This is a genomic window from Verrucosispora sioxanthis (assembly GCF_010560025.1).
GTDB lineage: Bacteria > Actinomycetota > Actinomycetes > Mycobacteriales > Micromonosporaceae > Micromonospora > Micromonospora palythoicola.
On record NZ_SAIY01000003.1, the window covers coordinates 396915 to 409472 of the forward strand.

Genomic DNA, 12558 nt, shown 5'->3' on the forward strand with positions numbered 1-12558 from the left:
CAGTGTGATCAACTGCGCTATCCCAGTCAACGGCGCGGTGACCACCGCCGGGCTTCGGTGGTACCTGTCGGCGCGCGTATCAGGGCAGCGGCTTGGCGAACCAGTGGTGGGCGTACGGGTTGTCGTTGTAGCGCGGAATCTCCTGGTAGCCCTCGGCGCGGTAGAGCCGCATCGCCTCGGTGAGGGTGCGGTTGGTGTCGAGACGGATGCTGGTGGCACCGGCCGCCGCGGCGTTTTGCTCCAGTTCGCCCAGCAGGCGACGGCCGACGCCGAGCCCGCGTACCGAGGCCGACACCCAGAGGCGCTTGATCTCGGCGGGCTCGCCCGCAGGCAGCCGCAGCCCACCGCAGCCCACCGCCTCGGTCGAGATGGTGGCGACCAGGAAGAGGCCGGACGGCGGCACGAACTCCCGCTCGTCTGCGCCGCCCTGGCCCAGCTCGAAGCCGATGTCGAAACGCTCGGTGAGTTCCCGCGCGTACGCCCGCAGGCAGGCGCGGGCCCGCGGCTCACCGGGATGGCAGGGTCCGATGGTGACCAGCGACGCCGTCAGCAGGCGCTCGACCTCGGTCATGGCGCGGGTGAGCCGGGCGCGTTGGCCGTCGGTGAGCGGCGCGAGGACCGACCAGGCCAGCTCGTCGGACCTGCCGTCCAGCAGGTGCCACTCGGCACGGCCGGCGTCGGTCAGGCGGACGGTCCGCACCCGACCGTCCCCCTCGGCTGGCCCCACCCGGACGAGGCCCGCGCCCTCCAACGTCCGCAGCAGCCGGCTGAGGTAGCCGGCATCGAGATCCAGCCGGGTCCGCAGGGCCGCGACCTCGGCACCGCCGGGGCCGATCTCCCAGAGCAGCCGCGACTGCGCCAGGGGCCGGTCGCGGGCGAGATAGCTGTCGTCAAGCGCGCCGAGGCGCTGGGTCACCGTGCGGTTGAAGCGCCGCACCACGTCCACGAGTGCACGATCCACGATTGCTGACTTTAGTCAGATATTCGGGCGACGGACACCCGCCGGCGCCGAGCTGCCGGACGAGCGGTGCAGGGTCGGCACCGCAAGGGCCGTCAGCCCGGTCACGGCCAGCACGCCCGCGCAGCCGTACAGCACCGCCGCGACGTCTGTGGCCTCCGCTACGAGACCGAACGCGTTGGCCGTCACCAGCAACGGCAGGCTCTGGACCAACACCAGCACGGACTGCACCCGGGCCAGGTGGGTGAGCGGCGTGGCGGCCAGGACCAGTGGACCGACGTGTGTGGCGAAGCAGCCGGAACCGACCCCGACGAGCACACCGGCCAGGACGGCCGGCGACGGAGTGCGGCCGGCCGCGAGCATGATCACGCCAAGGGCGGCCACCAGCAGGCCCACGGCAGCCACCATGCCCGGCCGGCGGGACGCGCCGCGCAGCAGGACACCCACCCCGACTACCGCCGTACCCGCCGCCATCGCCGCGACGACCGCGCCCGCGGCCGACGGCGACCAGCCCCGCTGCCGGGCCAGCAGCGGCACCAGCAGCGTGCCGACCGGCAGCAGAAATCCGGCGACGACGCCGGTCACCAGCAGCGCCGCCCGCAGCACCGGCACCGACCAGGCGAGGCGCAGCCCGTCGAACGCCGCCGATGCCGGCGACCCCGAACCCGTCCCGCCGTCACCAGCCGTCCGGGCGTCACGCGACCGCCCGTGATTCGTCCCAGCCTTGAGCGCGTCCGGTGACCGCTCGGCGGCGGGCCGGACGACCAGCAGGGCCGCCAGCATCGCCAGGAAGGTGGCGGTGTTGGTCAGGGCCGCCCCGGCGAGCCCGGCCACGCCGAGCAGCAGGCCACCCAGCGGCGGGCCGGCGAACAACGCGAGCTGCCCGGCGAGTTGCCGGGCCGACATCGCGCGGGCCAGCACGTCCGGGGGCACCAGCCGGCGCGGCATCGAGCCGGAACTCGGCAGTTGGAAGGCGTCCACGGTGCCGATCGCCAGCGCGGTGAGCAGCAGGGGCAGCCGCAGATCGAGCGTCGACCACGCGGCCGCCGCCAACGCCACGGTGACCACGATCATCGCCGCGTTCGAGGCGATCAGGACGAGCCAGGCGCCGACCCGGTCCGCCACCGCACCACCCACCAACAGCAGCAGCACCCGGGGCAGCACGATCGCGGTCGGCACCAGAGCGGCGAACCGAGCCCCCTGCCCGGCCGCCGCCCAGGCCATCGCGAACGCCATCGCCTGCACACCGACCAGACTCAGTGCGGTACCACCCAGCCACGCCCAGTACGTACCCGGCACCATCGCCCGGTCACCACTCGCCGCCACCACCATGAACCCCCGTCGCCGACCGCCCGACCGGTCTCGGTGCAGCGCCGGCCGGCCGCCTTCGGCACCCTCCGACCTCGACCCGGTCGAGGGTCAATTCGGGTCCCCCCGGCCGGGCCCGTTCCCGACGTCTTGCGGTGGCCATAAAAGGCCGCGTATGTTAGCGATAACATCGATGGACTTGGCGTAGCCGCCACCGCAGCAGAACGCGCCGCGTCCGGTCGACGCGCGCTGCGCGCCGCGCGTCGACGTCATCGCACAGCTCCTCGCCGCCCGGTCGGCCACCACCCCGCCGGGTCGGGCGGCGCTCCCCCATGCCACCACGGAGGTCGTGATGCCCCACCCGTCCCTCAACCGTCGACACGTGCTCCGGGCTGCCGGCGCGGCCGCCGTCGCCGCCGCCGTCGGCCCCGCGCTGGGCAACGGCACGGCCAGTGCCGCGCTATCCCCGGTGCGGCCCGACCTCGGCGTCTCCGCGTACGCCTTCGAGCCGGGCCAGGTGCGGTTGACCGCCAGCCGCTGGCTGGACAACCAGAACCGCACGGTCAACTACCTGCGCTTCGTCGACGTCAACCGGCTGCTCTACAACTTCCGCGCCAACCACCGGCTGTCCACCGCCGGCGCCGCTGCCCTCGGCGGCTGGGAGGCACCCAACTTCCCGTTCCGCACCCACTCCCAGGGGCACTTCCTGAGCGCCTGGTCGTACCTGTGGGCCGTGCTCGGCGACACCTCCTGCCGGGACAAGGCCAACTACATGGTGGCCGAGATGGCGAAGTGCCAGGCCAACAACGGTGCCGCGGGCTTCAACACCGGCTACCTCAGCGGCTTCCCCGAGTCCGACTTCACCGCGGTGGAGAACCGCACGCTCAACAACGGCAACGTGCCGTACTACGCCATCCACAAGACCCTGGCCGGGCTGCTCGACGTGTGGCGGTACATCGGCAACAACCAGGCCCGCGACGTCCTGCTGGCGTTCGCCGGCTGGGTGGACTGGCGCACCAGCCGACTGAGTTCGGCGCAGATGCAGGCCATGCTGGGCACCGAGTTCGGCGGGATGAACGCCGTGCTGACCGACCTGTACCAGCAGACCGGCGACGCCCGCTGGTTGACCACCGCCCAACGGTTCGACCACAACGCCGTGTTCAACCCGCTGGCGGCCAACTCCGACCAGCTCAACGGGCTGCACGCCAACACCCAGGTACCGAAGTGGATCGGCGCGGCCCGCGAGTTCAAGGCCACCGGCACCACCCGGTACCGGGACATCGCCAGCAACGCGTGGAACATGACGGTGAACGCGCACACCTACGTCATCGGCGGCAACAGCCAGGCCGAACACTTCCGGGCACCCAACGCCATCGCCAGCTACCTGCGCAACGACACCTGCGAGGCGTGCAACACGTACAACATGCTCAAGCTGACCCGGGAGCTGTGGCTGCTGGATCCGAACCGGGCCGGGTACTTCGACTTCTACGAGCGCGCGCTGCTCAACCACTTGATCGGGGCGCAGAATCCGGCCGACAACCACGGCCACATCACGTACTTCACCCCGTTGAACCCCGGCGGGCGGCGGGGCGTCGGGCCGGCGTGGGGCGGCGGCACCTGGAGCACCGACTACAACTCCTTCTGGTGCTGCCAGGGCTCGCAACTGGAAACCAACACCATGCTGATGAACTCGATCTACTTCCACAACGACACCACGCTCACGGTGAACCTGTTCATGCCCTCGGTGCTGACCTGGTCGCAGCGCGGCATCACCGTCACCCAGAGCACCACCTACCCGGTCAGCGACACCACGACCCTCACCGTGACCGGCGACGTCGGCGGGTCGTGGACGATGCGGATCCGCATCCCGGCCTGGACGCAGGGCGCGACGATCAGCGTCAACGGCGCCGCGCAGAACATCACCACCACCCCGGGCACCTACGCCACCCTCGCCCGATCCTGGGCCTCCGGCGACACGGTGACGGTGCGGCTTCCGATGCGGGTCATCGTGCAGCCGGCCAACGACGACCCGAACGTGGTGGCCCTGACCTACGGCCCCGCGGTGCTCTCCGGCAACTACGGCAACACCGCGCTCTCCGCCCTGCCCGCCCTGGCCACCACCTCGGTCAACCGGACCAGCACCTCGGCGTTGGCCTTCACCGCCACCGCCAACGGCGCCACGGTCAACCTGATCCCGTTCTACGACGCACACGGGCACAACTACACCGTCTACTGGAACGCCAACGGTCAGTCCCCGGGCACCGGGACGGCGACGTTCCGGCTCGCCAACGTCGCCAGCGGCCTGGTGCTCGGCATCGAGAACATGTCCACCACCGACGGGGCGCCCGCGTTGCAGTGGGGCGACAACGGCACCGCCGACCACGACTGGCAGCTGGTCGTCGACGGCAACGCGGTGAAGTTCCGCAACGCCAACAGCGCCAAGGTGCTCGGCGTGCAGAACATGTCGACCGCCGACAACGCACAGGTGCTGCAGTGGTCCGACACCGGCACCGCCGACCACCGGTGGACGATCGTGGACGTCGGCGACGGGTCACACAAGATCCGCAACGGGCACACCGGCAAACTGCTCGCCACCCTGAACGGTTCCACCGCCCAGGGCGCCCGCGTCGTGCAGGATCCGGACAACGGCACGCCGGACAACCAGTGGCGGTTCGTGCCCAACGGTGCCCGCCGCATCCAGAACCTGGCCACCGGTCTCGTGCTGGGCGTGCAGAACATGTCCACCGCCGACGGCGGACTGGTGATCCAGTGGGGCGACACCGGCACCGCCGACCACCTCTGGACCGCGATCGTGGACAGTGGCGGCTACCTGCGGCTGCGCAACTCGCACAGCGGCAAGGTGCTGGGCGTGGAGAACGGCAGCAGCGGCAACGGCGCCCGGGTGGTGCAGTGGGCCGACAACGGCGCGGCCAGCAACCGCTGGCGGCTGCGGTACGCCGCGAACGGCTACTTCCGGATCCAGTCCGCCAACGGCGGGCGGGTCCTCGGTGTCACCGGGGCCTCGTCCAGTCAGGGTGCCCAGATCGTGATCTGGGACGACAGCGGCGCGGGCGACCACCGTTGGCGCTTCATCTGAGCTGACCCGCCGTCACCGAGGCCGCCGGGCGCCACCCACCACGGGTCGTGTCCGGCGGCCTCGGCCGTCGTCCCGGGACCGCCTACACATCCACCATCATCGCTTGATGATGTTATCGATAACATGCTAGCTTCGGGCACGGAGCAACGGGCACGCTCCTGTTCGAGGCCACCGGTCACCGGGCCGAGGCGGTCACCCCGCCGACCCCCGCCCGGCGGCCTGTCCGGGCCGCACCCGCGAGACGCCGCGCGCTGTCCATCCGCGCGGAAGGGCACGCCTCGACGGCACACATCCTCGCGCACCTCGGAGAACGGCCGCCGTCATCGGCGACCGGCACACCTCGAATCACCGCACAACCCGGGCGATCCACGTTCGGGCCGATTCGCCGTGCCTGGATCCGGACATCCGGGCCCGGGACAACGGCACTCGAGCGCTGATTCGCGGCGGCACTCCGAACCACCACCATCGAAAGGGCACGTCGATGACAACCAGAACCACCGGAGGCAGGGGCGTGGGCGTACGGCCGCGTACCGTGCTGATGTCCGTCGCGGCCGGTGCCGCGCTGCTCGTCTCCACCGCGCTGGTCGCGCCCTCCGCCCACGCCGCCGCCAGCACCCTCGGCGCGGCGGCGGCGCAGAGCGGCCGCTACTTCGGCGCCGCCACCAACTCGTTCCAGCTCTCCAACTCCGCCTACACCACGATCCTCAATCGCGAGTTCAACTCGATCGTGGCCGAGAACGAGATGAAGTGGTACGCCAACGAACCCCAGCAGAACGTCTTCAACTTCAGCGCCGGTGACCGCCTCGTCGCACACGCCCGGGCCAACGGGATGTCCGTACGTGGTCACACCCTGCTCTGGCACGCGCAACAGCCCGGTTGGGCGCAGAACATGTCCGGCACCGCGCTGCGCAACGTGGCGATCAACCACGTCACCCAGGTGGCCAGCCACTACCGGGGGCAGATCCACTCCTGGGACGTGGTGAACGAGGCGTTCGCCGACGGCGGCAGCGGCGCGCGGCGCGACTCGAACCTGCAACGCACCGGCAACGACTGGATCGAGGCCGCGTTCCGCGCCGCCCGCGCGGCCGACCCGGGCGCCAAGCTCTGCTACAACGACTACAACACCGACGGCATCAACGCGAAGTCGACCGGCATCTACAACATGGTGCGCGACTTCAAGCAGCGCGGCGTACCGATCGACTGCGTCGGCTTCCAGTCCCACCTGGGCACCACCCTCGCCAGCGACTACCAGGCCAACCTGCAACGCTTTGCCGACCTCGGCGTGGACGTGCAGATCACCGAACTGGACGTCGCCCAGGGCGCCAACCAGGCGAGCATCTACGAACGGGTCACCCGGGCCTGCCTGGCCGTGACGCGCTGCACCGGAATCACGGTCTGGGGCGTCTGGGACGCCGCCTCCTGGCGAGATGACAACCCGCTGCTGTTCGACGGCAACGGGAACAAGAAGCCCGCGTACACCTCGGTGCTCAACGCGCTGAACAGCGTCAGCGGACCGAACCCGACCACCGCGCCGCCGACCACCACCGCCCCACCGCCGGGTGGCGGCGGCTGCTCGGCGTCGGTGTCGCTGAACTCCTGGAACGGCGGCTTCGTGGCCACCGTCCGGGTCACCGCCGGCAGTGCCGCGATCCGCGGGTGGACCGTACGGATCACGCTGCCCGGCGGCGCGGCGGTCACCGGCACCTGGAACGCGCAGGCCAGCGGCAGCACCGGGACGGTGAACTTCGGCAACGTCAGCTACAACGGCCAGGTCGGCGCGGGCGGCAGCACCGAGTTCGGCTTCCAGGGCACCGGCGTCGGCCCATCCGCCACCCCCACCTGCACCGCAACCTGACCACTCCCCCGACCCCACCCCGACCCCACCCCCACCCCACCCCACCGGTTGATCAAGAAGTTTTGGTCGCGTCCAGCACGTAGGCCGACCAAAACTTCTTGATCAACTCTTCGGAGGGTTCCGGGGGTGGGGTGGGTGGGGTGGGTGGGGTGGGTGGGGTGGGGTCAGCGGCGGGGAGGTGGGGCTACGCTTCGGCGGGCGACCAGGGTCGGGGCGATGGTCCGGCGCAGGGCACCGCCGCTCACCGACTCGATCTGGGTGAGCAGCATCTCCAGGCTCGCCCGTGCCACCGCGCCGAAATCCGGTCGTACGGTGGTCAGCGGCGGAATGAAGTAGGCGGCCTCGGGCACGTCGTCGAAGCCGACCACGCTGATGTCGTCCGGCACCCGGCGGCCGTGCTCGTGCAGGGCGCGCAGCACTCCGAGGGCCAGGTGGTCGTTGGCGGTGAAGACGGCGGTGACGTCGGGCATCCGGGCCAGCATCTGCCCGCACCGGTAGCCGGCCGCCGCGGACCAGTCCGCCGGCACCAGCGGTGGGATCTCCGCCCCGGCCGAGGTCAAGGCCTCCCGCCAGCCCTCGATGCGGCCGGCGCTGTCGAACCAGTCCGACGGGCCGGACACGTGCCAGACCGTACGGTGGCCGGCGTCGAGCAGGTGCTGGGTGGCGGCCCGGGCGCCGGCGGCCTGGTCCACGGTCACCAGCGGCATCGGTCGGTGCGGATCACCGTCCACGGTCACCAGCGGCACGTCCTTGGGTAGGCGCTCCAGCGCCTCGCCCGCCGACTCCACCGGCGCGATCACCACGATACCGGCGACCCGGTGCGCCAGATGCCGCTCGACCACCGCGGAGATCGACCGATGGTCGAGGTCACGCACGCTACCCACACTGACCGCGAAACCGGACTCGGCGGCCGTCTGCTCCAGCGCGGCCAGTAGCGAGGCCGGACCGTAGAGGGTGGTGTTCTGCGCGACCACGCCGATCACCTGGGATCGGCCGGTGACCAGCGCACGGGCCGCCCGGTTCGGCCGGTAGCCGAGCTCGGCGATGGCCGCCTGGACCCGCAGCCGGGTCTGCTCCCGCACGTTCGGGTGCCCGTTGAGCACGCGTGAGACCGTCTGGTGGGAAACACCGGCGAGGCGGGCCACGTCCGTCATCGCAGGATCGCGTACGGCCATCTCACACTCCCCGCAATCCAGTCATCGCCGCAGCCCGTCGGCGATGACTGGCACGGCTCAGGTACAAAGATCCCCTCGCGCGGTGCCCACGCCGGCCGTGCCGTCCGGGTGGAGAGCGCTAGATCACGCACAGTCTAGCGCCAGCAGCCGCCCCGGTGACCGCCGACCCGACCGCAGCTTCCGGCAGGTCCTTCTGTTAACGGTCACACCCGTAACTTCCCTGGCGTGTCAGCTGCCCGTGTCAACACTCCGCTGCGGCTGCACGAGCGGCAACTGACAATTTACAGGCATTGATGATAGCGATAACATTCCTGTCATCGGAATGGCATCTGCCGACACGGCGCGGCGGGAGCCATGCGGGGCCCGCAACGGCGTGACGACCAGCGATGTCCGGGCCTGGCACATCGGCGTCCCGGACGACTGCACGCGTACGTGGGCGGCGTTCGCCGGATCCGCGCAGGGTTCCACCCGGCCGCCCCGCCGCACGCCGCCACGACGGCGGGCCGCACCGACCACCACACCGACACAAGGAGGAATCCAACGTGCGTAGCGCGAGAAGGTGGCTGACCGCCGCCCTCGGCATCCTGACGGTGACGCTCGCCGCGAGCTTCGCCGACGGGGTCGTCTCCCCCAGGCCGGCGCAGGCGCTGAACAACGGCGTCGCCCGTACCCCGCCGATGGGCTGGAACACCTGGAACACGTTCGGCTGCAACATCAACGAGACGCTCATCCGCCAGATGGCCGACGCGATCGTCAACCACGGTCTGCGCGACCTCGGGTACAAGTACGTCGTCGTCGACGACTGCTGGTTCAACCCGGACCGGGACGCGCAGGGCAACCTCCAGGCCCACCCGCAGCGGTTCCCGAGCGGCATGAAGGCCCTCGGCGACTACCTGCACTCCCGGGGCCTGCTGTTCGGCATCTACCAGGGGCCGCTGGACCAGACCTGCGCCCAGTACTTCGACTCCTTCCCCGGTTCCACCGGCAGCCTCGGACACGAGTACCAGGACGCCCGGCAGTTCGCCGCCTGGGGCGTGGACTACCTCAAGTACGACTGGTGCTCCCCCACCGGCACTATCAACGAGCAGGTGGCGCGGTTCAGCATCATGCGCGACGCGCTGGCGGCCACCGGACGGCCGATCGTCTACAGCATCAACTCGAACAGCATCCACGAGAAGACCGGGCCGCAACGCAACTGGAGCGACGTGGCCAACCTCTGGCGGACCACCGAGGACATCACCAACACCTGGGACAGCGGCCAGACCAACGGCTACCCGATGGGCATCCAGAACATCGTCAACGTCAACGTGCCACTCGCCGGCTACGCCGCACCCGGGGGATTCAACGACCCGGACATGCTGGAGGTCGGCAACGGCGGCATGAACGACACCGAGATGCGCAGCCACTTCGCGCTGTGGTCGATGATGGCCGCACCGCTGATGATGGGCAACGACCTGCGCTCGGCCAGCACCGCAACGCTCGACGTCCTGCGCAACCAGCACCTGATCGCGATCAACCAGGACACGTTGGGGTTGCAGGCCGTCCAGGTCTCGCACGACGGCACCCGGCGGATCCTGGCCAAGCGGCTGGCCAACGGTGACGTCGCGGTCGCCCTGTTCAACCAGGGCAACTCCACCACGACGATCTCCACCACGGCGGCGGCGATCGGCAAGACCGGCAGCTCGTTCACGTTGCTCAACGCGTGGACCGGCGGCACCTCCACGAGCACCGGAACCATCTCCGCGAGCGTTCCGGCACACGGCACCGTGGTGTACCGGGTCAGCGGTGGCGGCACCACCAACCCGCCGGTCCCGAGCACCTTCCGGCTGCGCAGCGAGTCGGCCGGGCGCTGCCTCGATCTCGACAACTCGAACACCGCGAACGGCACGGGCACCCTGATCTGGGACTGCCACGGCAACCCCAACCAGCAGATCACCCAGAACGGCCAGACGTTGCGGATCCTCGGCAAGTGCCTGGACGTGCCGACGAACGCGACGAACGGCACCCGGGTGCAGGTCTGGGACTGCAATGGCGGCACCAACCAGCAGTGGACGCTCAACAGCAACGGCACGGTGAGCAACGGCCGCTTCCCCTCGCTGTGTCTGGACGTCAACGGCGCCGGTACGGCCAACGGAACCGCGGTCATCCTCTGGTCCTGCCACGGCAACACCAACCAGCGGTGGAGCCGGGCGTGAGGACCGCCCGGCAGTCGGGGGCACGCGACGTGACGTCGCGTGCCCGCACCACCCCGCATCCTGGCGGTGCCGCATGATGCCGCGGCCCGCCCGTCGAAGCGCCCCGGCACTCCGGCGCCTCGTCGCCGTGCTCGCGAGCGCGGCCTGCACGATCGCCCTGCTACCCGGCCTCGCGCGGGCCGACAATCCGATCGTCCAGCACATCTACACCGCCGACCCGGCACCGATGGTGCACGACGGTCGGGTCTACCTCTACACCGGACACGACGAGGACGGCTCCACCTACTTCACCATGCGTGACTGGCGGGTCTTCTCCTCGGCCGACATGGTGAACTGGACCGACCACGGCACGCCGATGAGCCTGGCCACCTTCGCCTGGGCGGACGCCAACGCGTGGGCCGGGCACGTCATCGCCCGCAACGGGAAGTTCTACTGGTACGTGCCGGTCCGGCAACGCTCGAACGGGCAGATGGTCATCGGGGTCGGGGTCGCGGACAGCCCGACCGGGCCGTTCCGGGACGCACTCGGCCGTCCGCTGGTCGGCAACGGCGAGATCGATCCGCACGCGTTCATCGACGACGACGGTCAGGCGTACCTGTACTGGGGCAACCCGAACCTGTGGTACGTGCGGCTCAACCCTGACATGATCTCGTTCTCCGGCGGACCGACCCAGATCCCGCTGACCACGGGGGGCTTCGGCACCCGCACCGGCAATGCCAGCCGGCCCACCCTCTACGAGGAGGGGCCGTGGGTCTACAAGCGCAACGGGATCTACTACAACGTGTTCGCGGCGGAGTGCTGCTCGGAGTTCATCGGCTACTCGACGGCACCCGGCCCGACCGGGCCGTGGACGTACCGGGGAACGGTGATGCCCCGGCAGGGCTCCAGCTTCACCAACCACCCCGGCGTGATCGACTTCGCCGGTGGTCGTACTTCTTCTACCACAACGGTGCGCTGCCCGGCGGTGGCGGGTACACCCGGTCGGTCGCGGTGGAGAAATTCACCTACGGCTCCAACGGGACAATCCCCACCATGAACATGACCACCTCCGGGGCACCCCAGGTCGGCACGTTGAACCCGTACGTGCGCCAGGAGGCGGAGACGATCGCCTGGGGTTCCGGTATCGAGACCGAGCCGTCCAGCGAGGGTGGCATGAACGTCGGCTGGATCGACAACGGCGACTACATCAAGGTCAAGGGGGTTGCCTTCGGTACCGGCGCGACCACCTTCTCCGCGCGGGTCGCCTCAGCCACCAGCGGCGGCCGCATCGAGGTACGGCTGGACAGCGCCAGCGGCCCACTGGTGGGCACCTGCACGGTGGCCGGCACCGGTGGGTGGCAGACCTGGACCACCACCAGTTGCGGGGTGAGTGGCGCCACCGGTACGCGCGATCTCTACCTGCGTTTCGCCGGCGGCAGCGGCAGCCTGTTCAACGTGAACTGGTGGCAGTTCGCCGGGGGCGGCAGCGCACCGACGGCCTACCGGATCGTCAACCGCAACAGCGGGCAGGTCGTCGACGTCCAGCAGCCGAACCTCGACAACCTCGCGGTGATCGGTCAGTGGAGCAGCAACGGCAACGCCTGGCAGCAGTGGCGTTTCCTCGACGCCGGCAGCGGCAACGTACGGCTGCAGAGCGTGCACAGCGGCAAGTGCGTCGACGTGCGCGACGTCTCCACGGCCGACGGTGCGCAGATCATCCAGTACACCTGCCACGACGGTCTGAACCAGGTCTTCAGCTGGCGGTCGACCGGCGACGGCTACCACCAGTTGGTCAACGTCAACAGCAACAAGTGCCTGAACGTGGTCGGTGGCTCCACCGCTGCCGGTGCCGCCCTGGAGCAGCGTACGTGCGGCTCCGCGGCCAGCATGCAGTGGTCCCGCGCCGCCTGAGCCACAGGTAGCAGAGAACGGACGGGTGCCGGGTGGGATCTTCCCACCCGGCACCCGCATGTCCCCCGGCTGCCGGCGGC

8 protein-coding genes are annotated in these 12558 nt (G+C 70.3%); 5 read left to right on the forward strand and 3 right to left on the reverse strand.

Annotated elements, in window-relative coordinates:
* Positions 1-79: 79 nt before the first annotated feature.
* A complete protein-coding gene (locus tag ENC19_RS11130; protein WP_164447098.1) occupies positions 80-961 on the reverse strand; it encodes a GNAT family N-acetyltransferase in 882 nt (293 codons plus the stop codon).
* Positions 962-976: 15 nt separating this feature from the next.
* On the reverse strand, positions 977-2284 hold the full coding sequence (locus ENC19_RS11135) for an MFS transporter (RefSeq protein WP_328824219.1): 1308 nt from the start codon (positions 2282-2284) through the stop codon (positions 977-979).
* 334 nt (positions 2285-2618) lie between these two features.
* Between ENC19_RS11135 and ENC19_RS11140 the strand changes: the two genes are divergently transcribed.
* Both ENC19_RS11140 and ENC19_RS11145 read left to right on the forward strand, forming a co-directional pair.
* Entirely contained in the window at positions 2619-5363 is a 2745-nt protein-coding gene (locus ENC19_RS11140) for a beta-L-arabinofuranosidase domain-containing protein (protein ID WP_164447099.1), read from the forward strand.
* Between the two features lie 481 nt (positions 5364-5844).
* Positions 5845-7218 carry an endo-1,4-beta-xylanase gene (locus ENC19_RS11145; RefSeq protein ID WP_164447100.1) on the forward strand — a complete coding sequence of 458 codons (1374 nt, stop codon included), beginning with the start codon at positions 5845-5847 and terminating at the stop codon, positions 7216-7218.
* A gap of 164 nt (positions 7219-7382) precedes the next feature.
* On the opposite strand, the gene ENC19_RS11150 is transcribed toward ENC19_RS11145, so the two are convergent.
* The gene (locus ENC19_RS11150) at positions 7383-8372 is read right to left on the reverse strand and encodes a LacI family DNA-binding transcriptional regulator (RefSeq protein ID WP_208020885.1); all 990 of its coding nucleotides are present in this window, start codon (positions 8370-8372) and stop codon (positions 7383-7385) included.
* Between the two features lie 563 nt (positions 8373-8935).
* Here ENC19_RS11150 and ENC19_RS11155 point away from each other — a divergent pair.
* The 3 genes from ENC19_RS11155 to ENC19_RS31800 all read left to right on the forward strand — a co-directional run bounded on the left by ENC19_RS11155 (position 8936) and on the right by ENC19_RS31800 (position 12478).
* On the forward strand, positions 8936-10588 hold the full coding sequence (locus ENC19_RS11155) for a glycoside hydrolase family 27 protein (protein ID WP_164447102.1): 1653 nt from the start codon (positions 8936-8938) through the stop codon (positions 10586-10588).
* A gap of 127 nt (positions 10589-10715) precedes the next feature.
* Complete coding sequence (locus tag ENC19_RS11160) at positions 10716-11624, forward strand: glycoside hydrolase family 43 protein (RefSeq protein WP_373688857.1); 909 nt, start codon at positions 10716-10718, stop codon at positions 11622-11624.
* Positions 11621-12478 (forward strand): carbohydrate-binding protein, encoded by an 858-nt coding sequence (locus ENC19_RS31800; protein ID WP_373688858.1) that lies wholly within the window; start codon positions 11621-11623, stop codon positions 12476-12478. The genes ENC19_RS11160 and ENC19_RS31800 overlap by 4 nt, the downstream gene beginning before the upstream one ends.
* The last annotated feature ends 80 nt before the right edge of the window (positions 12479-12558 follow it).